Source organism: Blautia sp. LMAG:36 (assembly GCF_008680535.1).
Taxonomy (GTDB): Bacteria; Bacillota; Clostridia; order Lachnospirales; family Lachnospiraceae; genus Blautia_A; species Blautia_A fusiformis.
This window is the reverse complement of sequence record NZ_NALB01000003.1, coordinates 207,742-230,276: the sequence shown is the minus strand read 5'-3', so window position 1 is coordinate 230,276 and position 22,535 is coordinate 207,742. Positions and strand designations below refer to the sequence as shown.

Here is a 22,535-nt window from a genome sequence, read left to right as displayed (position 1 = left end):
AAGTTTTTATAAACAAAATATAAAAAAAGTTCCTGCATTCTGAGGTATTTCTGTCTGGCAGAAGGTTACCTCAGAATGCAGGAACTCTGTTCTGATTCTTTTTCTGTTTGCAGCCTGTTAAGCTAAAAACCCCTTCCGGAACTTTTTCTTTCTTCCGTGCTGCTCATATTTTTATCTCTTAGTGGATCTGATCATTCAAAAGCTTCAGGATCAGATTCTCCGTTTCATTGATTCCGTAGCTTGCACTGTTGATACAAAGATCGTAGTTATCCGGCTTGCCCCACTGAGCTCCGCCGTAAAAATTGTAATACCGTCTGTGCTGGCTGTCCATCTTCTTCAGGAAACGGACTGCCTGCTTCATATTCATCTTCCTTACATCCATAACATGCTGCACACGGATAGCAAAAGGAGCTGTGATAAACAGACTGATATGCGGAATGTGATTGTTCTTGAGGATCGCATCCGCACACCTTCCCATAATGATGCAGTCCTCTTTTGAGGCCAGATCGCAGATCAGGTCACTCATGTTAAAGAATACCGCATCCTGTTTCGGAAGACCATGGTAACGGTTGAATTCCCGGAACCAGCCCTTGGGATCAAATTTATGCTTCTTCTCATATTTATTGAAATCCGCAAAATATTCCGCATCGTTGACCGCGCCCTTTTCCGCCTCAAGACGCCTTAATACCTGATCAAAGATCTCCACATCATAATAGTTGATCCGAAGCTTGTCTGCCAGTCCGAAACCGATATCATTGCCGGCACTTCCCTGTGTACGGCTGATACAGATGACCAGATGGTCATTCTCAGAGATTTTTTCCCTGCGCTTGATCATATGATTCAGTGCCACACGTTCCTTATCCATGATATCCGTAGCAACAAAAGTCTCCGGCAGCGTCAGGATCTCCTGAAAGATCTCATCATATTTCTTCATGAGACGGCTTTTTTCTTCTTTATCCTTGATGGTCCTGGCCATGTTGCTGATCAGTGCCATCTCGCTTCGAAGAAGATGTCCGTCCGGTTTGGTATACATCAGAGCACTTAAGTTCCGGATAGTGCCTTCTCTGTCACCGGTGAAGGTACGTCCAAGGGAAGATCCTACGCTTTCATAAACCTCGCCATCCAGTTCATAAAGTCTGGTGGCAAGCTCTCTGCATTTCTCTCGAATGTTATTATCCTGCATATTGATCCTCCTCCCTTATAAAAAGAATACCAGCATATCGATGATGAACACCGGTACCAGGAAACAAATGGACCATGCCATATATCCGAAGAAGGACGGCATGTTGATACCATTTTCGTCAGAAAGTGTCTTGACCATAAAGTTCGGAGCATTGCCGATATATGTATTGGCGCCCATAAATACAGCACCGCAGGAAATCGCAGAAAGAAGCTTTACAGGAACCGTTCCCAGCGTTGTTGCGATTCCGTTTGTAAATCCGAGAGTTCCCGCTGTTGTCAGAAATACCAGATAGGTCGGTGTATTATCCAGGAAGCTGGACAAAGCTCCGGTCGCCCAGAACATCTGGTACGGCTCGGTGATACCGAGATTCGGTCCTACTGCTTTCAGAAGCATCAGGGCCGGCTGCATGGTAATAAAAATACCGATGAAAAGTACTGCAACCTCCTTGATCGCACCCCAGGTAAAATGGTTCCGCACACGGATCCTCTTATCCGTTGTCTTAAAGGACAAAAATGCAGCTGCCAGGATCAGGACGATCTCAATGATCGACGGGAAACTTAAAGTAACCTCACCGAAAATATGAATCCCCTTTACATTTCCGGCTGCATCCTGGAATACAGGCATACCTGGAAGCATTCCGCTTAAGATAACACCCACAACGATCATCACAAGGAAGATGATATTATGAAGACCCTCGATCTTAAACTCGGTACCCGGTTTGCTGATATCCGGTTTACGTCCCTCTGCGATATCCTTCTTGTAAGAGCGCATATCCAGATGATAGAACACAAACAGAAGAATCACCATATTAAGGATCAGTACCGGAAAAAGATGAAGACTCCAGAAGAACGGAACTCCTCGCATGAAGCCCATCAGAAGCGGCGGATCACCGATCGGTGTCAGGCAGCCACCCATGTTGGATACCATAAAGATGAAAAAGATCATAATATGACCTTTTCTTTTTCTCCAGGAATTCATTTTGATCACCGGACGGACCATCAGCATGCTGGCTCCGGTAGTTCCGATGCAGCTGGAAAGCAGGGTTCCCAGTGCAAGAAGTCCTACATTTACTCTTGGTGAGCCCGCAAAATCACCCTCAACTGTAATGTTACCGGATACACAGAACAGTCCGAATAACAGGATGATAAATGTAAGATAGTCATTGATCACGCACTCCAGTACTGTTTCCGCAGTTTTTCCGGCACCGTAAACAACTGCAAACGGAATGATCATAAGAACGATCCAGAATGCAACCACAACGGGCTGATGTGACTCCCACCACTCACCCTTTACCAGCGGCATCACTGCAACACACAGAAGAAGGCCCGCAAAAGGGATACAAAGCCACACCGGCACACCAGATCCTGTCCCACCGTTTCCGGCTGCCCATACACCCACAGGACATGCCAGAAATACTGTCAGAAAAGTACACATGACGGTTAATAATTTTTTCAAAATTCTCACCCCTCACATAAATTTTTTTACCAGTGAAATTATAACATATGGCGTTCTAAAATCAACTGTGTAGATGTGCAATTTATACTCGAACCCTCTCTCTTTTTTGTGCATTTTGTCGGTGTATCATAGCAGTTTTTGTTTGTTTTCAAACACACGACCAGATTTTCGAATACTGTTTTCTATATCTGTTATATAATTTATATACATTGTCTCTCTGACAAAAAAGCAGCCGTATTCTCCATCGGCACACTACCCTTTCCGGAAAATACTGCTGCTTTTGTATCTGTTATTTTTTTATTATTCCATACACTCGTCAAGGATCTCTGCCATCTTGTCGATATCCTCTTTTGTGATCACAAGAGGTGGAACAAGGCGGAGAACATCACTTCCTGCTGAGATCACCAGAAGACCCTTTGCAAGAGCTTTTTTCACCACGTCTCCTACCGGACGCCCCTTGATCACGATACCCTGCATGAAGCCTTTGCCTCTTCTTGTTTCTGCACAGTCATGCTTTGCAACCAGTTCGTCCAGCTTCTCCTCAAAATACGGAGTAAGTCCCTGCACATGGGAAAGGATCTGATCTTTTTCAAAAATGTCAAATACCTTGCTGACTGCTGCACATACGAAGGGATTTCCACCGTAAGTGGTTCCGTGGTCGCCTGGCTTCAGGGAAGCTGCAGCTGCTTTTTTGTTCAGCACAAAAGCACCTACCGGAACTCCACAGCCAAGTGCTTTGGCACAGGTCATGATATCCGGCTGTACTCCATATGCCTGCCATGCAAAATAATGTCCGGTACGTCCCATACCGCACTGGATCTCGTCCAGGATCAGGATGATATCCTTCTCATCACAAAGCTTACGTAAGCCTTCCAGGAACTCTTTTGTAGCCGGATAAATACCTCCTTCTCCCTGTACGGTCTCGGTGATGATGGCACAGGTCTTATCTGTGATCTGAGCCTTTACACTCTCAAGATCATTGAAATCTGCAAATTTCACCCCACCCATCAGAGGCTCAAAGGGTTCTCTGTAATGTGCATTGCCTGTCACGGAAAGAGCGCCGATGCTGCGGCCGTGGAAGGAATGGTTCATGGCAATGATCTCATGGTCTGCATGGCCATCTCTTTCGTAGGCATATTTCTTGGCAGCCTTCAGAGCACCCTCAATGGCCTCTGTACCACTGTTTGTGAAGAAGGCCTTTTCCATATGGCTTGCCTGTACAAGTTTGGCACCCGCCTCAATGATCGGCTCATTGTAGTACAGGTTGGAAATATGCATCAGCTTGTCGATCTGGGATTTCAGTGCTTCGTCATAGCCCGGATAATGATAGCCCAGGGCATTTACTGCGATACCTGCCGCAAAATCCAGATATTCCTTTCCTTCGGAATCATAGAGGTAACAACCATCGCCTTTTTCAAAAACTACCGGAAAACGGTTATATGTATGAAGAATACTGGCTTCAGATTCTTCCATCTGTTCATTCATGCTCATTGTAATATTTCTCCCCATCATCTTTTAAAATTGCAGTACCAATACCTTTGTTTGTAAAGATCTCAAGCAGTAAGCTGTGCGGGATCCTTCCATCCAGGATATGGACTCTGTTTACGCCATGCTCGATAGCGTCGATACAGTTTTTCAGCTTCGGGATCATACCGCCGCCCACAGTACCATCTGAGATCAGATTCTCAGCCTCATCTACACGAAGCTCGGAGATCAGAGTGGAGGGATCATCTGCATCCCTGTAAACGCCCTCAATATCGGACAGGAAGGCAAGCTTCTCTGCCTCAACTGCCTCTGCAATGGCGCAGGCTGCATCGTCCGCATTGATATTGTAGGAATCAAAATTTTCGTCAAAGCCGATCGGGAATACGATCGGAAGGAAATCTCTTTCCAGAAGGTCATGAAGGATCTTCGGATTAACCTTTGTAACCTCACCTACGTAGCCGATGTCTTCGCCTTTGGAAAGCTTCTTTTTGCACTGGAGAAGACCGCCGTCCTTACCGCTGACACCTACAGCCTGTACGCCGAGAGATTCTACCAGAGTAACAAGCTCCTTGTTTACTTTTGCAAGAACCATCTCTGCGATCTCCATAGTGTCTTTGTCCGTTACACGGAGACCGTTTACAAAATGCGGCTCCATGCCGACTTTACCGACCCAGCGGCTGATTTCCTTGCCGCCGCCGTGAACAATGATCGGTTTGAAACCGACTAATTTCAGAAGGACTGCGTCCTTGATGACGTTACGCTTTAATTCTTCATCAAGCATGGCGCTTCCGCCGTATTTGATGACTACGATCTTGCGATTGAACCGCTGGATGTATGGCAGGGCTTCTATGAGAACCTCTGCTTTGTCAAGATATTTCTGATTTACCATGTGGGTGTCTCCTTTTTTTGAAAAATGATATGGATTGAAAAAGGTTTTGTTGTTGTATGTTGGAGGGATTTCTTTTTTATTATAATTTTGTCTCAGCTGACAGCTGTGGATTTGCGAGGAGGGGAGGCACTCGGAGTTCCGAAGGCCGTTTCCCCTCCTCGCGCTCCTCCCCTCCGGCCACGGGAAACGGGCTGTTGCCCGCGTTGCGGGCAAAGCGCCTGCTGCGGACAGGCTGTCGCAGACAGCCGCTTCCGACGCGCTTTCGCCGAAGGCGAACAGCTCGTCAGTCTGCCTTCGGCGACTGAAGTTCTACATGCCACAGCCAAGCGTGCCCAACGGAGGGGGTTCTTAGGGGGAGCGTGCGGGCTTCGCAACTTTGAGCTCGCTCCCCCTAAGGGTTTTCTCAGCTTACAAACTGAAACAAAACTACAACCAAAATCCACCAAAAAAAACATTCTACAAAGCTCTTACATCAAGAACGATAATCCGCATTGATCTTTATGTAATCATAGGTGAGGTCGCATCCCCACGCAGTTGCGGATGCATCTCCCATCTTCATATCCGCGATGGCTGTCACTGCCTCTTCTGAGAGGATCTTAGTTGCTTCCTCTTCGCTGTAGCCTGTAGAAACTCCATTTTCAATGATCTTGATCTTTCCTGCTTTGCTCTCAAAGTAGAGATCTACCTTTTCCGGATCGAACTGGACGCCGGAGTAGCCGAGGGCGCAGAGGATTCTTCCCCAGTTTGCATCGTGGCCGTAGATGGCTGCCTTTGTTAAGGAAGAGGTTACTACGGATTTACTTAAGGTTACGGCTTCTGCCTTGGTGGCTGCGCCGATGACCTTGACCTCGAAGAGTGCAGTTGCGCCTTCTCCGTCACCTGCGATCTTTTTGGCAAGGGTTGTGTTTACGTAGTTAAGAGCCTTTTTGAACTCTTCATAATCTGTGTTTTTCTCTGTGATCTTCGGATTGCCGGCCTGGCCGTTTGCAAGGAGGAGGACGGTGTCGTTTGTGGAGGTATCTCCGTCAACGGATACCATGTTGTAGGTGTCCTTGATATCCTCGCTGAGTGCTTCCTGAAGAAGTTCCTTTGAGATATCCACATCACTGGTGATAAATCCAAGCATTGTGCACATGTTGGGGTGGATCATTCCGGAGCCCTTGCACATACCGCCTACCGTTACAGTTTTTCCACCGATCTCGATCTCTACCGCTGCCTCTTTCTTCTCGGTATCTGTTGTCATGATGGCTTTTGCTGCCTCAAGGCCTGCCTCGCGGCTTCCCTCAAGCTTCGGTGCCATGGCTTTTACTCCGTTTGCGATACGGTCGATGGGAAGCTGCATTCCGATGACACCTGTGGATGCTACCAGTACGCTGTCTTCCGGGATCCCAAGGCTTTCGGATGCTGCCTTGGCTGTTTCCCTGCAATAGCCGAATCCTTCCTCGCCGGTACATGCGTTGGCGATTCCGCTGTTGCAGATCACAGCTCTTGCACCCGGGTGATTATATACAATGTCCTGATCCCATCTTACAGGAGCTGCTTTTACCACATTGGTCGTGAAGGTTCCTGCAGCCACACAGGGAACCTCACTGAATACCATGGCCATATCGGTACGGCCTTTATATTTGATCTCTGCTGCAGTTGACGCTGCCTTAAAACCTTTTGCGGCTGTAACGCCGCCGTCGATGATCTTCATATTATATATCTCCTCTCAATGGTGATGCCAGATCGAATATCGCAGTTCATTCGTTTAAAGTCCTTCGGCATCCTCCATATTTTATTTGTGATCTGCCTGTTTTACGGGCACATCGGAATCTGTTTCAGTCCTTCGTTCTCGTCAAATCCAAACATCAGGTTCATGTTCTGAACAGCCTGTCCTGCTGCACCCTTTACCAGGTTGTCGATAGCGCCCATCATGATGACTCTCTTTGTTCTCGGATCGATCTTGAAGTTCACGTCCACAAAATTGCTGCCTTCTACATTTCTTGTCTGCGGGCATACATCCTTGTTCAGGACACGTACAAAGAACTCGTCTTTATAATATTTGTCATAGGCTGCTTTTACTTCCTCGTAGGTAACATCCTTGGTCAGGGAGGCATATGCTGTTACCAGGATCCCACGGTTCATCGGAACAAGATGCGGGGTAAAGTTGATCATCACTTCCTGTCCGCATGCATATCCAAGCTGATCCTCGATCTCCGGTGTATGTCTGTGTGTGGCAACACCGTAAGCTTTGATGCTCTCGTTTACCTCACAGTAGAGATTCGGAACCTTGGCTCCTCTTCCTGCTCCGGAGGTTCCGGACTTGGCATCAATGATAATGGTATTCGGATCAATGAGGCCTTCCTTTAACAGCGGATAAATAGACAGTGTGGAGCATGTCGGATAGCATCCCGGGTTGGCGATCAGCCTTGCATTCTTAATATCCTCACGGTTGATCTCGCAGAGGCCATAAACAGCTTCCTCGATAAACTGCGGAGCCTTATGCTCGATCCCGTACCACTTCTCATATTTTTTCACATCTTTAATACGGAAATCTGCGCTTAAGTCGATCACCTTACATTTGGAAAGGATTTCTTCATTAATAAGGGATGCACAAAGGCCCTGTGGTGTTGCAGTAAAGATCACATCCACCTCATCTGCAAGTGCAGCCATGTTGTCATCCATACATTTGGCATCCACCAGCCTGAAAAAATTCTGATAAATATCTGCATACTGCTGATCTATGTAGCTTCGGGAGCCGAACCATTTGATCTCAACGTCCTTGTGTCCAAGAAGAAGTCTTACGATCTCATTTCCTGCGTATCCTGTCGCACCGATAATTCCTGCTTTAATCATCTTTCACATTCCTCCTCTGCCGTTTTTTCTACGGCTTAATACACCCTGCAGAAGCGCTTGCTATTCTTATTTATGCCTCTTTTTTATGTCTTCTGATATCTGAACCTTCTGCCCAGGTCAGACGGACATCTTAAACCTGTCTGTACTGCCAGCTCATATGTCCATCTTATCAATGGATAGATTATACATCTTCTCTGCATATTATGCAATAGTCATTTTCTTTGATTTTTCACGGTCTTTTCTGTTTTTCCTGTATTTTCTTATAATACCGCCTACTTTTAGATGTATTTTTATGCAAATTTTTTTTCATATTTTTCAAATTATCTCTTGCATATTTATAAAATCTGGTGTATATTAAGCCATGTCGACAGGACAGCCGAAAATTTTGTTTTGTTGTACATGAATATTTATTCACTCTGGTAAAGTTATAAAACAGCATAATTTTTTCCAGATAACGTAAAAAAATTCACCGTCCCGGAAATGTCCGGAGCGATACAAAATCAAAAAAATCCCAGGAGGACATATATTATGAAAGAAAAAGTTGTTTTAGCGTATTCCGGTGGTCTTGATACCACAGCCCTTATCCCGTGGCTGAAAGAAACCTTTGATTATGACGTTGTCTGCTGCTGTGTAAACTGCGGACAGGGAAACGAGCTGGACGGTCTTGAAGAGAGAGCAAAAATGTCCGGTGCTTCCAAATTATATATCGAGGATATCGTCGATGAGTTCTGCGATGACTTCATCATGCCGTGTGTAGAGGCTGGTGCTGTATACGAGCATTCCTATCTTCTCGGAACTTCCATGGCTCGTCCGGTCATTGCCAAGAAGCTGGTTGAGATCGCACGTAAAGAGGGTGCCGTTGCTATCTGCCATGGTGCTACCGGTAAAGGAAACGACCAGATCCGTTTCGAGCTTGGCATCAAGGCTCTCGCTCCGGACATCAAGATCATTGCTCCATGGCGTATGACAGATCTGTGGACCATGCAGTCCCGTGAAGATGAGATCGAGTTCTGTAAGGCTCATGGCATCACTCTTCCATTTGATGCAAGCCACAGCTACAGCCGTGACAGAAACCTCTGGCACATCAGCCATGAGGGACTTGAGCTTGAGGATCCATCCCAGGCTCCGAACTATGATGACATGCTTGTATTAAGCGTAACACCTGAGAAGGCTCCGGATAAAGAAACTGAGATCACCATGACATTCGAGCAGGGTGTTCCGAAAACACTCAACGGAAAAGCAATGAAGGTTTCCGAGATCATCACAGAGCTGAACAAGCTTGGCGGTGAGAACGGCATCGGTATCGTTGATATTGTTGAGAACCGTGTTGTTGGTATGAAATCCCGTGGCGTTTATGAAACTCCTGGCGGAACGATCCTGATGGCAGCACATGACCAGCTTGAGGAGCTGATCCTTGACCGTGAGACAATGGAAGCCAAGAAAAAGCTTGGCAGCCAGTTTGCACAGGTTGTTTACGAAGGAAAATGGTACACACCTCTCCGTGAGGCTATCCAGGCATTTGTTGAGTCCACTCAGAAATATGTTACCGGTGAGGTTAAATTCAAGCTTTACAAAGGAAACATCATCAAGAATGGTACAACCTCTCCGTACAGCCTTTACAATGAGTCTCTTGCTTCCTTCACAACCGGTGATATGTATGATCATCATGATGCAGACGGATTCATCACTCTGTTCGGTCTGCCGCTGAAGGTTCGTGCCATGAAGCTTGCAGAAGTTAAGAATAACCAGAATCAGAACTAATTTTGTTGGACATTGTTCCGACAGATCATAAGAATGCCCCGGGAAGCTATATAAGTTCCCCGGGGTCTTTTGTTATATACTGCTTTGATCACATAATACCTAATAAACGAAAGGATTTTTTATCATGAACTCACAGAAAATGCCTCTGAAAAATTCTCTCTGCCTGCTTCTGGCCGCAACGATCTGGGGAATCGCCTTTGTTGCCCAGAGTGTGGGCATGGAATATGTTGGCCCCTTCACCTTCAACGGCGTCCGTTCCCTGATCGGCGCCGCTGTCCTGGTTCCGGTGCTCTTTATCCTAAACCGTTCCGGAAATAAATCCTCTGCTGCCACAGACTCCGCAATACCGGAATCCTCATCAACACCTTCAGAAAAAGCTGTATCCCCCACGCCATATAACAGCCGTGACCTGTGGCTGGGCGGCATTGCCTGCGGATTTGCTCTTTTTGCTGCCAGCAGCTTCCAGCAGTTTGGCATCCAGTACACAACAGTAGGAAAAGCTGGCTTCATCACCGCCTGCTACATTGTCATCGTCCCGATCATTGGAATTTTCCTGAAAAAGAAATGCAGTCCCTTTATATGGGCAGCCGTTGTCATGGCACTGGTCGGACTTTATCTTCTCTGCATCACAGACGGATTTTCCATTGGCCTCGGAGATATTCTGGTGCTGGTATGTGCTTTTCTCTTTTCCCTGCACATTCTGGTGATTGACTATTTTTCCCCGAAGGCAGACGGTGTAAAGCTTTCCTGTATCCAGTTTCTTGTCTGCGGGATCCTGTCCATGATCCCGGCACTTATTCTGGAACATCCGCAGATTTCTTCCATTCTCACTGCCTGGCTGCCGATCCTGTATGCCGGTGTGATGTCCTGCGGTGTTGCCTACACCCTGCAGGTCGTAGGCCAGAAAAATGTGAATCCCACCGTTGCTTCTCTGATCCTTTCTCTTGAATCCTGCATCTCCGTGCTTGCAGGCTGGGTGCTCCTAGATCAGAAGCTTTCCATAAAAGAGCTCCTTGGATGTGTCATCATGTTTGCAGCCATCATCCTGGCACAGCTGCCGGAAAAAGAAAATAAATAAAAAACAGGCAGCCGGTTTGGTATTTTACCTTCCGGCTGCCTGTCTGCATGTTTCTTAGTCTGCTTTTTCTTCCTTCTTAATAAAGTTATTATAATGTGCCTTGATCTTCTCAAAGCTCTCCTGGCTGATGTCGTGCTCCATCTTGCAGGCATCCTCCATTGCGATCTCTGCCGGAACCCCAAGTCCCTCCAGCATCCTGGCAAGAACAATGTGACGCTCATAAATCTGATTGGCGATCTCTGCCCCCTTCTCCAGAAGTGTCACGGTACCGTAACGGTCCATAGCAATATAACCATCCTCACGAAGAAGCTTCATTGCGTGACTGACGCTTGGCTTGGAAACACCAAGTCTGGTCGCAATATCAATGGAACGAACTCCTCCTCCTTTTTTGGATAAAACCAGAATTGATTCAAGATAATCCTCCGCTGACTGTCTGATCTCCATATAAAATCCTCCCTGCAAAAATTTAACTCTATATAGACCCTCTAAAGGGACCTGAAGCCCATTCTTTCCCTGTTCTACAGGCGAATATTAACTTTTAATATACCGCTTAAAGGATGTTGTGTCAAGCATTTCGCACATGTTTATCTTGACATTAAAAATAATTTCCCCGATAATAGTAGCTGAACAATATATCTGTTCTATAGCAGCCCGGAATCCTTTCCAGTAGTGCTGTCTTTTGAACAGTAAAGAAAGGAGATTTTTTATGCTCAAAACCCTTCTGGCCCAGGTCAGGGAGTTTAAAAAGGCATCGTTTCTCACGCCTTTTTTCATGATCCTGGAAGTTCTCTTTGAGACTCTGATCCCCCTGGCCATGGCTTCCATCATTGATAAGGGTGTGGAAGCCGGAAATATCGGCCATATCTATCGGATGGGTGCAGTTATGGTAGCTCTTGCCCTGTGCGGACTCTGGTCCGGCGTCATGGGAGGAAAATACGGAGCACTGGCCTCCACAGGCTTTGCCAGAAACCTCCGAAAAGCCATGTACACCAACATCCAGACCTTTTCTTTTTCCAACATCGACAAATACAGCACTGCCGGCCTGATCACCCGTCTTACCACTGATGTGACCAACCTGCAGAACGCCTATCAGATGATCCTTCGTATGTGTACCCGTGCACCGGCCAGTCTGATCTGTGCCATGGTCATGGCATTTCTTATCAATGCAAAGCTTGCAAGCATCTACCTTGTCGCTGTTATCTTCCTGGGAGGCTGTCTGATCTTTATCATGAGAAAAGCAACGGTATATTTTCAGGCCGTATTCCGTAAATATGACGACCTGAACGCAAGTGTCCAGGAAAACATCGGCGCTGTGCGTGTGGTCAAGGCCTATGTCCGCGAAGACTACGAGATCAGTAAATTCCAGAAAGCCTGCAACAAAGTATACGAAATGTTCTTAAGTGCTGAGAAGATCGTTGTCATGAACATGCCCCTGATGCAGTTTACCGTTTATGCCTGTATCCTGGGGATCAGCTGGCTCGGCGCCAAAATGATCGTAGGCAGCTCCCTTACTACCGGTGAGCTTATGAGCCTTCTCACCTACTGCATGAACATTCTCATGAGCCTTATGATGCTTTCCATGGTTTTTGTTATGGTAACAATGAGTATTGCCAGCGCAGAGCGTGTTACGGAAGTCATCAATGATACTGCTGACATCACAGATCCGGAAGATCCAGTAACAGATGTCCCGGACGGAAGTATCGTCTTCGATCATGTAAATTTCAGCTATAAGAAAGACAGTCAGGAACCCGTTCTGAAGGATATCAATCTCTCGATCCGCTCCGGCGAGACCATAGGGATCATCGGCGGTACCGGAAGTGCAAAATCCAGCCTTGTCAACCTGATCAGCCGTCTTTATGACGTAACGGATGGTTCTGTTTCCGTAGGAGGCATCGATGTCCGTAAATACCATCTGGAATCTCTCAGAAATCAGGTTTCCGTTGTTCTTCAGAAGAATGTACTCTTCTCAGGAACCATTCTGGAAAACCTCCGATGGGGTGACAAAAATGCCACTGAGGAGGAATGCCGCCGCGCATGCCAGCTTGCCTGTGCCGATGATTTCATCGAAAAAATGCCGGACAAATACAATACCTTCATTGAACAGGGCGGCTCCAATGTTTCCGGAGGCCAGAAGCAGCGTCTCTGTATTGCCCGTGCTCTTCTGAAGAAGCCGAAGATACTGATCCTGGATGACTCCACCAGTGCAGTAGATACTGCCACAGATGCAAGGATCCGCCGCGCCTTTGCTGAGGAGATCCCGGATACCACCAAGCTGATCATCGCACAGCGTGTTTCCAGCATCCAGAACGCGGACCGGATCATCGTTATGGATAACGGTGAGATCAACGGTTTTGGTACCCACGAGGAGCTTCTTAAGACCAACGCCATTTATCAGGAAGTATTTCATTCACAGACCGGCGGCGCCGGTGATTTTGACGAGGGAGGTGAGCCGGCTTGAAAAAACAGAACATGAAAGGCCCGGGCGGTCCTGGCCCAAGGGGTATGGGAACACCGGAGCAGCCGGGAAAGCTTCTGGGACGCCTTGCCCGTTATATCTTTAAAAACTACAGTATCCATATCGTGATCGTGGTGATCTGCATTTTTGTCAGTGTTCTTGCCAATGTACAGGGAACCATGTTCATGAAAACCCTGATCGACCAGTATATCACACCGCTTCTCTCAGCAGATACACCGGATTTCGGGCCTCTGGCTGCAGCCATCGCACGTGTGGCATGCTTTTACGCCATTGGTGTTATTGCCACCTATACTTATAACCGTATCATGATCAATGTTTCCCAGGGAACCTTACGTAACCTCAGAAACGATATGTTTGCAACGATGGAAACGCTTCCCATCAAATATTTTGACACTCACGCACACGGCGATATCATGTCCATCTACACCAACGACATTGATACCCTGCGCCAGATGATCAGCCAGAGTTTTCCGCAGCTGCTTTCCAGTGTGATCACCATCGTCAGTGTTCTTGTAAGTATGCTGATCCTGAATGTTCCGCTTACTGTAGTTACCCTGCTTATGGTTGCCATTATGATGACTGCCAGCCGGAAGCTTGCAGGCTTAAGCGGAAAATATTTCCTGGAGCAGCAGACCAACCTTGGTATTGTCAATGGTTATATCGAAGAGATGATGGAGGGTCAGAAGGTTGTCAAGGTCTTCTGCCATGAGGACGAAAGCATCCGGAAATTCGATGAACTGAACGACCAGCTTTTCACCAGCGCAGACAATGCAAACCGTTTTGCCAACATCCTGATGCCTGTGGTCGCACAGCTTGGAAATGTCAGCTATGTGATCTGCGCCATGGTGGGCGGTATCCTTGCTATCAACGGCATCGGCAGCTTCACACTTGGCGGGCTTGCCAGCTTCCTGACCTTCAATAAGAGCTTCAACATGCCTATCAACCAGGTCAGCCAGCAGTTCAACAGTATTGTTATGGCTCTTGCAGGTGCAAAACGTATCTTTGATCTTTTGGATGAAAAACCGGAAGTGGATGAAGGCTACGTTACTCTCGTCAATGCAAAAGAGGAAAACGGTGTTCTTACCGAATCCGACAAACGTACCGGCCGCTGGGCATGGAAGCATTTCCACAAAGCTGAGGGTACCACTGATTATATCGAGCTGAAGGGTGATATGGTCCTGGAGGATGTAGACTTTGGTTATAATTCCAACAAGATCGTTCTCCATGACATCAACATGTATGCACAGCCAGGCCAGAAGATTGCTTTTGTAGGCTCTACCGGCGCCGGAAAAACCACCATCACCAATCTTCTGAACCGTTTTTACGACATTCAGAAGGGTAAGATCCGTTATGACGGCATCAACATCACCAAGATCAAAAAAGATGATCTCAGACGCTCCATGGGCATCGTTCTTCAGGATACCAACCTGTTCACAGCAACCGTTATGGAAAATATCCGCTACGGAAAGCTGGATGCCACAGATGAGGAGGTTATCGCAGCAGCAAAGCTTGCCAACGCCGACGGTTTCATCCGCAGGCTTCCGCAGGGTTATAATACCCTTCTCCGCGGAAACGGTGCAAACTTAAGTCAGGGCCAGCGACAGCTTCTCTCCATTGCCCGTGCAGCCGTTGCAGACCCGCCCGTCCTGATCCTGGACGAGGCCACCAGCTCCATTGATACCCGTACCGAAAAACTTGTACAGGATGGTATGGATAAGCTGATGGAAGGCAGGACGACCTTTGTGATCGCCCACAGACTTTCCACAGTACGCAACAGTGACTGCATCATGGTCCTGGAGCAGGGACACATCATCGAGCGTGGTTCCCACGAGGAGTTGCTTGCACAGAAGGGCCGGTATTATCAGCTGTATAACGGCTGATCCAGGCTCACAGTTATTTTCGATCTAAAATATTCAATACCAAAAACATGCAGGGTGTATCTTTTCTGATAGTCCTGCATGTTTTTTTATGCTATAATCTTTGATTGAAATCTATTTTTCCGGAAAGGAGTCTCCGTATTTTTATATATGAAACAAACTGAAGAATATTACTACGCCAAAATGTCGAAAGATAAACAAAACGTGTACCGTGCAATGCTTCACGGGCTTATGGAGCTTTCCGACGAGTTCCTGATCCCGCAGGTACCAACCACCGATGGAAACTGGCTCTATGATGTATTTTTCCAGCTTCGTCTGGATCACCCGGAGATTTTCTGGGCTGTGGGGTTTAAATACCGTTATTACAAGGACTCGCCAAATCTGATACTGATCCCTGAATATATCTTCGACAAAAATAAAATCCGGGAGCATCAGAAAGCCCTGGGAGCCCGCGTAGACAAGCTTGTGCGCACCGCCATGAAGTTTTCCGAGTGGGATAAGGAAAAATATGTCCATGACTTCATCTGTGAAAATATCCGCTACGACAAGCTGAAAAAGCCATATTCCCACGAGATCATCGGGCCTCTGGGCCATGGTGTCGGTGTCTGCGAGGGAATCGCCAAATCCGTAAAGGTCCTCTGTGATGCCCTTGGTGTATGGTGTATTATCGCCATCTGTGGGAACAATCCGGAAAAAGGGATCAAATACCGTCATACCTGGAACATCGTCCGGATCAACGGACAGTACTATCATCTGGATGCCACCTTCGATAATACTCTGGGCAAAAACGAAGACGGCTCAACCAGTATCCGTTACGATTATTTTAATCTGGATGACAAAAACATCTTTCGTGACCATGAACCACTGATCGCTCCGGCACCTCCCTGCCCGGATGGAAACCACTTTTATTACCGTGAGAAAAAGCTATCCTTCACCAAATTGGAAGACGTATACAAACGTGCCCTCCAGGCCGCAAAAAAAGGCCGCGAATTCACCTTCCACTGGCGAGGCGGATATCTCACCCGTGAAGTCCTCGCAGACCTTGTAGATCAGATCCAGGCCGCAGGAAAGACACGGGACAAAAAAGCCATCATCACACTCAACTGGCCTCAGGCTGTACTGCGATTTCATTTTGCGGAACAGCAGGCGGAAGGGAAGGTGTTTATTGAGGAAGTGAATGAAGGGGAGAAACTGTAACGTCATTTAAGAAATTCGATAGAGTCAAAATGCCACATATCATTATGCATATGTGGCATTTTTCTGTGAATATAATTCTAAAAATTAAAAGACTTTCCATAAATCAGATTTATAGAAAGCCTCTTAAGCACTGCGGATAACAGGACTTGAACCTGCACGGTTGCCCACTGGTACCTAAAACCAGCGCGTCTGCCAATTCCGCCATATCCGCATATTCAATTATATTTTCATCCTGTCTGATGATAAAAAAATAACGGAAAGCAAATGCTTTCCGCTAATGAGGCATCGGGGATTCGAACCCCGGACAACTTGATTAAAAGTCAAGTGCTCTACCGACTGAGCTAATACCCCATAAAAAGGACTGGGCTAGCTGGATTCGAACCAGCGAATGCAGCAGTCAAAGTGCTGTGCCTTACCGCTTGGCGATAGCCCAATGGGCGAAGGGTGGATACAGGGATTCGAACCCTGGGCCTCCAGAGCCACAATCTGGCGCGCTAACCAACTGCGCTATACCCACCACAACGTGCCTGAAGGGATTCGAACCCCCGACCCACGGCTTAGAAGGCCGTTGCTCTATCCAGCTGAGCTACAGACACATGCTCTCTTCTCAGAGAAGCGGGTGATGGGAATCGAACCCACGTATCCAGCTTGGAAGGCTGGTGTTCTACCATTGAACTACACCCGCATGCTTGCGGTAATAAGTTTACAGCAGTCGGGGTGACAGGATTCGAACCTGCGGCCTCCTGGTCCCAAACCAGGCGCTCTAGCCAAACTGAGCCACACCCCGATGTACCATTTACTTATGGTTTTTATTAAGTTGTTGTCGTCTTCGTTTGTGTTTCGTTTTCGTTTCCTGCCTGACGACAAGTGATATTATATTATAGCAATCTACAAATGTCAACACCTTTTTTGAATTTTTTAAAAAAAACTTTTTTTCACGTTTTTTCCGCCTATTTAAAGGTTTTCTTGTCATTTGCGACTGGCTTATGGTATCATGAAACCATAATTAAAGTCAAGAAAAAAAACAAATAATAAGGAGATGTTTTTACATGGATATAAAATTATTTCAGCAGAAGCTTAATGACATCTGTGCCATCGCTGAGGAAAACAATAAGCAGCTCTCCCAGCAACAGATCCGTGACCATTTCGATGAATCGGATCTGAGCACTTCACAGCTTGTAAAGATCCTGCAGTATCTCAAATTAAAAGGGATCACCATCGAAGGCGCCGATGAAGCTGCCAGCGCTGCCAGAGCAGATGCTGTTTCATCCGAATCCAGCGACAAGGAAGAGCTTCCGGGTACCCGTGCTGCTCTTACTGCCGAGGAACAGGCTTATCTCAATGACTATATGGAAAGCTTTTCCCCGGAAGGACTTGATCCGGATGATCTTGCGTCCCTCTTTCAGGCCTTTGCAAAGGGAGACACTGCTGCCGAAGGTGCACTGACACAGTTCTACATGGCTCAGGCAGCCCAGATGGCCGCTGAACTGAACTGTGAGGAAATCCACCTGGCCGATCTCATTCAGGAGGCAAATCTGGCCCTTCTGGCGTCTCTCAAAGAGACAGACCCACAGGAGAAAAACGATACCTGGATGCGTGGTCGTATCCGCAGTGGGATCCTTCATGCCATTGAGGAACAGACACAACAGAAATTCCGTGACGACTATCTGGTATCCAAGGTAGAAAACCTGGAGGCTGCGGTTAAAGAACTCACAGACGATGATGACGCCACCAAATTCACCATTGATGAGCTTGCCGTGATCCTGGATATGAATGTGGATGAGATCCGGGATGTACTTCGCCTTACCGGAGATGATAAATAAAACTTTCTTCCTATTCTTCACAAAAACGGGTCTGACATAGCTTGTCAGACCCGTAATCTTAATATTCTTTATGCTTTTTCTTCCCGTTTCAGCTCCGCCGGTTCTGCCAGATGGATCTTTCCTTCCCGAAATATGTGGATAAATACCTCCGCCATATCCGGATCGAACTGTTTTCCTTCCTCTTCTCTTATAATCCGAAGAGCTTTTTCCACTGGCATCAGTTCTTTATAACAACGTTTGGATGTCATGGCATCAAAGGAATCTGCGATGCAGAGGATCCTTGCAGATGCCGGGATATCTTCTCCCGCGATCCTCCTTGGATAGCCGTTTCCGTCATAACGTTCGTGATGACCGATAACCGCAGGGATAACATAATCCAGCGACGGAAGGTGACGGATGATCCCGATGGACGCTTCCACATGACCTTTCATGATCTCATACTCTTCATCCGTAAGCTTGCCTTCTTTATTCAGGATATGCTCCGGGATCCCGATCTTTCCAACATCATGAAGAAGCGCCGCCTGACGGATGATCTCCACCATTTCCGTTGTATAGTTCAGCGCCTTCGCAAGACTTGTTGCGTAATAAGCCACATTGTTGGAATGTCCGAAGGTATAATGATCTTTGGTATCAATGGCTGCAGTCAGCGCATAGATCGTGGATTCATAGGACTGATAAATATGTTCATGATCGGATTTCTTACCCGCATTTTCTTCATCCAGGCTTTCCTTCAGCATGGTGTCAAAAATCTCGATGCCGTTTTTACCGCTGCGCTTTACATGATATACTGCCAGGTCCGCATTATCCAGAAGCTCCTTTGCTGAGCGGGCCGCATAAGGCGCCGCACTGATCCCCACGCTTACCGTAAGGATCTTCAGCTTGTAGTCTGCAGAATCGTTGCGCATATGCAGGATCTGCTTCTGTATGGATTCTGCCAGATTTCTGGCGGAAAAAATATCGTAATTTGGCATCAGGACCGCAAATTCCTTGGCACTATGCCGTGCCACATATCCCCGTTCTCCCACACTTGCCTGGATGATATCTGCCACCTTTCGGAGTGCAACATCTCCCTGCTGATTTCCGTACAGCTGATTGTACAACTTGAAATCATCGATATTGAACAGGATCAGTGCAAGCGAACCATCTTTATTTTTTTCGTATTCCTCATCCAGGATCTCATAAAAATATTTCCGGTTCAGAAGGCCTGTCAGTTCATCGGTCCTTGCCTCTGTCCATGCCGCCTCATAAAGTCTGGCATTTTTGATGGCAATGGAAGCTACCGAACTGACCGAAGACAGCATGGCCAGATCATTATGGTTCAGATTTCTGTGTCCGTCACCGGAAATCGCAATGATCCCGGCCAGATCATCATTCTGGCGAAGACCAGCACAGTATTCAATACCCAGCTCCGAAAACATATGTTTTTCCGACTCCCACATGGATTTGTAGGCTGTGGAGGAACGAAAATCCCGGATCACCACACAGTCCTCATTTCTGGTAAGCCAGGTGACCACCGGATTATCTGCTTTCAGTGAAAAGGTCAGATCATTTAATGGACGGTCACTGTAAACTGCCTGATATTCCCCTGATTTTTTGTCCTTCAGACAAATATAGATCCGTCCTGCATTGGTAGTTTCCTTCAGCACATTTACCGTATTGCGCAGGATCTCTCCTACCCGGAGTGTCCTGGAAACCGACTGGCTGAAATCTTTCAGCTCCTGAGACTGCTGGATCTCTTTTTTGATAAAAACATTGTTCATCAGACATTTCCACAGCACGGTGACCAGCCATGCAGATATGAGAAAAACAAAAGAAAAGATCAGCACATGATACTCACTGGCTGAAGGAAGCAGCATTCGGATATAGCTCATCAGGTACGGTGAAAGATTGATAAACAGTACTACAGTCAGGACCACGCCCACACCAAAGCAAACCCCATCTGACGCAAGACGGCGCATCTGGAACAGCCGTCTTCTGGTCAGTGCATAAAGCATCAGGACAGCATTGATCAGGCCGCTGACAATATCGATGGGGAATCCGGAAAATGCCGGCACTGCCAGCGCAAGGTTTCCCACAAAAATGATCAGTATCCCCACAAGGATCGGTTCGATCTGTTTGCGGTATCCGGGATGTCTCCGGCATCCGCGGTACATGGTGATAAAGATCTGGATAATGGTGATCCCTGCCACCACAAAGAATAGAAGGAACCAGGGTGTGATCTTATAAACAAAATGCGCACCACCGTTTTTACGGATCAGATCTGGCCAGCGCAGGATGATCCCGCCCGGGATGTTGATCACAAAAAGCAGCAGCATCAAAAGCAATGGGATCTTGCTTTTTCTGCCCATACGCACTCCCATGAATTCGCTGATGAACACATAGTAAAAATATGGCAGAAACAGGATTCCTGCCAGAGACACATAATACCACAGGATGTAAGAGGGGCCTGCTTCCATACGCATCAGAAAAGAGCCCAGCGTCCAGCAGAGCATTCCTCCCAGCACACACATGAAACTGTTGATGATCCGGCTGCGCTTACCAGCCAGAAGAGTCAGTATCATAAATGTATAGAAAAAAACTGAAATGATTGAAAATGATATATAGCTTTCCATAGTTACTTCCTCATATTCCCGAATCCGATCTCATCCTGCAGTCTCAAAAGTTCCGCCACCTCATAATAAGGAGTGCTCATATGCCGTGGTTTCCGTCCGTTTCTGGACTCATACAGATGAAAGGTACCACAGCGCAGGATGGTCACCACAAGGGGATCCATTCCCAGGATTTTCTTCAGATCCCGGTAATCCTGATCGATATATTTGAAATACGTGGTCAGAAGTTCTTTCAGAATATCCGTGCTCATAGCCTGATACATCAGCGCTTCTTTTTTTACTTCTATATAAAGATGCAGATATGGACGTTTTTTCTCATTATATTCTTTCACTGCGATCCAATCCGTAACCGGCTGCCCGGACAGCTGGATCACACTTTTGATACCATTTTCCGAAATCCTGGTAAAGCCTGCGATATCAATGATCCATGGAACCCGGTCTATGTACTCAAATCTTGGGATCTGTGTCCGATCCTCCTGGTTGGTAAGACCCACGCACCGATACATATCTCCCACACGGTACCTGGCAAAGGCTCCGCCCTTCAGCACAGTGATCACAAGCTCATATTTCTCCCCGGGAACAACCTCATCCATAAGATAGGTCGGAGGAGTGAACGTGGGATCCTCATAATTATGGAGCATATCCTTTTCGGTGATAAATTCATAAAAGCAGGTATCCGGGAAAAAGTACATTCCGTTCCTGGTCCAGGTCTCGGTTCCTATAATGGAAGGTTCCGTTCCTGCAAAAAGCTCCATGGGCCGAACTCCCCACATTTCCTCCAGATCATCCTTATAGCACTGGTTGTCGGTTCCTGCCACCATAAATCCCTTCAGGTGAAAAAGATCTTTCGGAAGAAGCTCCCGTTTCTCCTTCTTACAGATCTTTTTGGCATTCAGGATCCTTTTCAGCATCTTTGGTTTATACTGCAGAAGTTCCGAAAAGGATGTTTTGCTCTTTCCTGATGATACGCTTCCAGTGAGGCTCTGGCTTACTGCATAGGCCACACTTCCAAGTCCGAAGAAAAATTCCACGTCCTGTTTCATGGCCATCTTGAATCCCTCTTTGTTCCGCTCACCAAAGCTCATATTTACCGCATCTTCCACTTCCGGAAGAAAACGGATGTCGATATCCTCTTTCAGCGCCAGTGGAAAAAGACCGGTAGCAAAAGGCAGCGGTGCCAGTCCGTAAAGGATCTTGTCCGTTTCCTCCACATCAAATTTGCCCTTTTCGTGGCTTGTAGCCAATATGAGGCAGGCAACTACATTGTTCCTGTAGGTATCCAGCATACTTCTCGTGTATGGTGCTACTTTTATCGGATGGCGCCCGCCTTCCCAGGTCGTCTGTATCCAGATGATCGGATTACCCGGAAGTGTTTCGCTTCTCTTCTTCAAAAGCATGTCGGCATAATCCTCATAAGTGGTAAGAGGTACCAGCCGACGGAACTCGTCGATCCCGGATGGCCTCCTGCCCTTCAGAATGCTTTTGCCCAGTTCACAGTCTGACCAGAGCTGGATCTGCTCTTCCATCAGGCGATTCTGGATCTTCATGTAATCCTGCATTGTCAGATCAAGAAATCCGCAATATTCTTTCCAGATAGCATCATACTGCTGTTTTCGAAGCTTTTCGCCAAGACTCACCGCCTTTTCCCCCCTTTTCGCCATGTTTTTATGCAGGCAGCTGTACTGTTTCGGTCTGGGATCAGAAAGGGAGTTGTCTGCTGATACGCTCCGTAATTACTGAATGTTTCCGGAAACACGATCCTGTCCTGGTAAAAAATGTACAATATGTTCCACACGATAAGGACCACAAAATCCCCCAGCGCCTTCCCGGATCCCAGAAATCCGGCCAGGCAAAAATAAAATCC

Annotated in this window: 15 protein-coding genes and 7 tRNA genes; 6 read left to right on the top strand and 16 right to left on the bottom strand. The window is 47.0% G+C overall.

The window, feature by feature from the left end:
- Nucleotides 1-178 precede the first annotated feature (178 nt).
- The 6 genes from CCC17_RS01265 to argC form a co-directional block, all read right to left on the bottom strand.
- Nucleotides 179-1,183 (bottom strand): cytidylate kinase-like family protein, encoded by a 1,005-nt coding sequence (locus tag CCC17_RS01265; protein ID WP_022426396.1) that lies wholly within the window; start codon nucleotides 1,181-1,183, stop codon nucleotides 179-181.
- A gap of 15 nt (nucleotides 1,184-1,198) precedes the next feature.
- Nucleotides 1,199-2,638 carry a sodium:proton antiporter gene (locus tag CCC17_RS01260; protein ID WP_114002193.1) on the bottom strand — a complete coding sequence of 480 codons (1,440 nt, stop codon included), beginning with the start codon at nucleotides 2,636-2,638 and terminating at the stop codon, nucleotides 1,199-1,201.
- A 300-nt stretch (nucleotides 2,639-2,938) separates the two neighbouring features.
- On the bottom strand, nucleotides 2,939-4,129 hold the full coding sequence (locus tag CCC17_RS01255; protein ID WP_114002194.1) for an aspartate aminotransferase family protein: 1,191 nt from the start codon (nucleotides 4,127-4,129) through the stop codon (nucleotides 2,939-2,941).
- Nucleotides 4,116-5,012: an acetylglutamate kinase gene (gene argB / locus CCC17_RS01250; protein WP_022426393.1), complete on the bottom strand. Its 897-nt coding sequence runs from the start codon at nucleotides 5,010-5,012 to the stop codon at nucleotides 4,116-4,118. The genes CCC17_RS01255 and argB overlap by 14 nt, the downstream gene beginning before the upstream one ends.
- A gap of 472 nt (nucleotides 5,013-5,484) precedes the next feature.
- Nucleotides 5,485-6,708, bottom strand: a complete 1,224-nt coding sequence (gene argJ / locus CCC17_RS01245) for a bifunctional glutamate N-acetyltransferase/amino-acid acetyltransferase ArgJ (protein WP_059086792.1) — start codon at nucleotides 6,706-6,708, stop codon at nucleotides 5,485-5,487.
- A 101-nt stretch (nucleotides 6,709-6,809) separates the two neighbouring features.
- Nucleotides 6,810-7,850 (bottom strand): N-acetyl-gamma-glutamyl-phosphate reductase, encoded by a 1,041-nt coding sequence (argC, locus tag CCC17_RS01240; protein WP_015526006.1) that lies wholly within the window; start codon nucleotides 7,848-7,850, stop codon nucleotides 6,810-6,812.
- A 528-nt stretch (nucleotides 7,851-8,378) separates the two neighbouring features.
- Here argC and CCC17_RS01235 point away from each other — a divergent pair.
- Both CCC17_RS01235 and CCC17_RS01230 read left to right on the top strand, forming a co-directional pair.
- On the top strand, nucleotides 8,379-9,611 hold the full coding sequence (locus CCC17_RS01235; protein WP_015526007.1) for an argininosuccinate synthase: 1,233 nt from the start codon (nucleotides 8,379-8,381) through the stop codon (nucleotides 9,609-9,611).
- A 139-nt stretch (nucleotides 9,612-9,750) separates the two neighbouring features.
- Entirely contained in the window at nucleotides 9,751-10,689 is a 939-nt protein-coding gene (locus tag CCC17_RS01230; protein ID WP_442859764.1) for a DMT family transporter, read from the top strand.
- A 54-nt stretch (nucleotides 10,690-10,743) separates the two neighbouring features.
- On the opposite strand, the gene CCC17_RS01225 is transcribed toward CCC17_RS01230, so the two are convergent.
- Nucleotides 10,744-11,133: a metal-dependent transcriptional regulator gene (locus tag CCC17_RS01225; RefSeq protein WP_022426389.1), complete on the bottom strand. Its 390-nt coding sequence runs from the start codon at nucleotides 11,131-11,133 to the stop codon at nucleotides 10,744-10,746.
- A 262-nt stretch (nucleotides 11,134-11,395) separates the two neighbouring features.
- Between CCC17_RS01225 and CCC17_RS01220 the strand changes: the two genes are divergently transcribed.
- The 3 genes from CCC17_RS01220 (at nucleotide 11,396) to CCC17_RS01210 (ending at nucleotide 16,239) form a co-directional block, all read left to right on the top strand.
- A complete protein-coding gene (locus CCC17_RS01220; protein ID WP_118368619.1) occupies nucleotides 11,396-13,147 on the top strand; it encodes an ABC transporter ATP-binding protein in 1,752 nt (583 codons plus the stop codon).
- An 11-nt stretch (nucleotides 13,148-13,158) separates the two neighbouring features.
- Nucleotides 13,159-15,045 carry an ABC transporter ATP-binding protein gene (locus CCC17_RS01215; RefSeq protein ID WP_138277716.1) on the top strand — a complete coding sequence of 629 codons (1,887 nt, stop codon included), beginning with the start codon at nucleotides 13,159-13,161 and terminating at the stop codon, nucleotides 15,043-15,045.
- 147 nt (nucleotides 15,046-15,192) lie between these two features.
- Complete coding sequence (locus CCC17_RS01210) at nucleotides 15,193-16,239, top strand: transglutaminase domain-containing protein (protein ID WP_287082368.1); 1,047 nt, start codon at nucleotides 15,193-15,195, stop codon at nucleotides 16,237-16,239.
- 131 nt (nucleotides 16,240-16,370) lie between these two features.
- On the opposite strand, the gene CCC17_RS01205 is transcribed toward CCC17_RS01210, so the two are convergent.
- The 7 genes from CCC17_RS01205 to CCC17_RS01175 form a co-directional block, all read right to left on the bottom strand.
- Nucleotides 16,371-16,450: transfer RNA gene (locus CCC17_RS01205), tRNA-Leu, on the bottom strand.
- A gap of 67 nt (nucleotides 16,451-16,517) precedes the next feature.
- Nucleotides 16,518-16,590, bottom strand: a tRNA-Lys gene (locus CCC17_RS01200).
- A gap of 10 nt (nucleotides 16,591-16,600) precedes the next feature.
- Nucleotides 16,601-16,672, bottom strand: a tRNA-Gln gene (locus CCC17_RS01195).
- A gap of 10 nt (nucleotides 16,673-16,682) precedes the next feature.
- A tRNA-His gene (locus CCC17_RS01190) sits at nucleotides 16,683-16,756 on the bottom strand.
- A gap of 5 nt (nucleotides 16,757-16,761) precedes the next feature.
- Nucleotides 16,762-16,835: transfer RNA gene (locus CCC17_RS01185), tRNA-Arg, on the bottom strand.
- A gap of 18 nt (nucleotides 16,836-16,853) precedes the next feature.
- A tRNA-Gly gene (locus CCC17_RS01180) sits at nucleotides 16,854-16,924 on the bottom strand.
- Between the two features lie 27 nt (nucleotides 16,925-16,951).
- A tRNA-Pro gene (locus CCC17_RS01175) sits at nucleotides 16,952-17,026 on the bottom strand.
- 262 nt (nucleotides 17,027-17,288) lie between these two features.
- Here CCC17_RS01175 and CCC17_RS01170 point away from each other — a divergent pair.
- A complete protein-coding gene (locus CCC17_RS01170; RefSeq protein ID WP_287082366.1) occupies nucleotides 17,289-18,062 on the top strand; it encodes a hypothetical protein in 774 nt (257 codons plus the stop codon).
- A gap of 68 nt (nucleotides 18,063-18,130) precedes the next feature.
- Here the strand turns inward: CCC17_RS01170 and CCC17_RS01165 are convergent, their stop codons facing one another.
- Together CCC17_RS01165 and CCC17_RS01160 are read right to left on the bottom strand one after the other, a co-directional pair.
- Nucleotides 18,131-20,674: a histidine kinase N-terminal 7TM domain-containing diguanylate cyclase/phosphohydrolase gene (locus CCC17_RS01165; RefSeq protein ID WP_287082365.1), complete on the bottom strand. Its 2,544-nt coding sequence runs from the start codon at nucleotides 20,672-20,674 to the stop codon at nucleotides 18,131-18,133.
- A 2-nt stretch (nucleotides 20,675-20,676) separates the two neighbouring features.
- On the bottom strand, nucleotides 20,677-22,308 hold the full coding sequence (locus CCC17_RS01160) for a GH3 family domain-containing protein (RefSeq protein WP_287082363.1): 1,632 nt from the start codon (nucleotides 22,306-22,308) through the stop codon (nucleotides 20,677-20,679).
- Nucleotides 22,309-22,535 lie beyond the last annotated feature (227 nt).

What these genes read in the sequence shown, in the direction of transcription:
- CCC17_RS01235 (WP_015526007.1), top strand. Translation starts at nt 8,379, where the DNA reads ATGAAAGAAAAAGTTGTTTTAGCGTATTCCGGTGGTCTTGATACCACA.
- CCC17_RS01220 (WP_118368619.1), top strand. Translation starts at nt 11,396, where the DNA reads ATGCTCAAAACCCTTCTGGCCCAGGTCAGGGAGTTTAAAAAGGCATCG.
- argC (WP_015526006.1), bottom strand. Translation starts at nt 7,850, where the DNA reads ATGATTAAAGCAGGAATTATCGGTGCGACAGGATACGCAGGAAATGAG.
- CCC17_RS01230 (WP_442859764.1), top strand. Translation starts at nt 9,751, where the DNA reads ATGCCTCTGAAAAATTCTCTCTGCCTGCTTCTGGCCGCAACGATCTGG.
- CCC17_RS01215 (WP_138277716.1), top strand. Translation starts at nt 13,159, where the DNA reads ATGAAAGGCCCGGGCGGTCCTGGCCCAAGGGGTATGGGAACACCGGAG.
- argJ (WP_059086792.1), bottom strand. Translation starts at nt 6,708, where the DNA reads ATGAAGATCATCGACGGCGGCGTTACAGCCGCAAAAGGTTTTAAGGCA.
- CCC17_RS01170 (WP_287082366.1), top strand. Translation starts at nt 17,289, where the DNA reads ATGGATATAAAATTATTTCAGCAGAAGCTTAATGACATCTGTGCCATC.
- CCC17_RS01255 (WP_114002194.1), bottom strand. Translation starts at nt 4,129, where the DNA reads ATGAGCATGAATGAACAGATGGAAGAATCTGAAGCCAGTATTCTTCAT.
- CCC17_RS01265 (WP_022426396.1), bottom strand. Translation starts at nt 1,183, where the DNA reads ATGCAGGATAATAACATTCGAGAGAAATGCAGAGAGCTTGCCACCAGA.
- CCC17_RS01225 (WP_022426389.1), bottom strand. Translation starts at nt 11,133, where the DNA reads ATGGAGATCAGACAGTCAGCGGAGGATTATCTTGAATCAATTCTGGTT.
- CCC17_RS01165 (WP_287082365.1), bottom strand. Translation starts at nt 20,674, where the DNA reads ATGGAAAGCTATATATCATTTTCAATCATTTCAGTTTTTTTCTATACA.
- CCC17_RS01210 (WP_287082368.1), top strand. Translation starts at nt 15,193, where the DNA reads ATGAAACAAACTGAAGAATATTACTACGCCAAAATGTCGAAAGATAAA.
- argB (WP_022426393.1), bottom strand. Translation starts at nt 5,012, where the DNA reads ATGGTAAATCAGAAATATCTTGACAAAGCAGAGGTTCTCATAGAAGCC.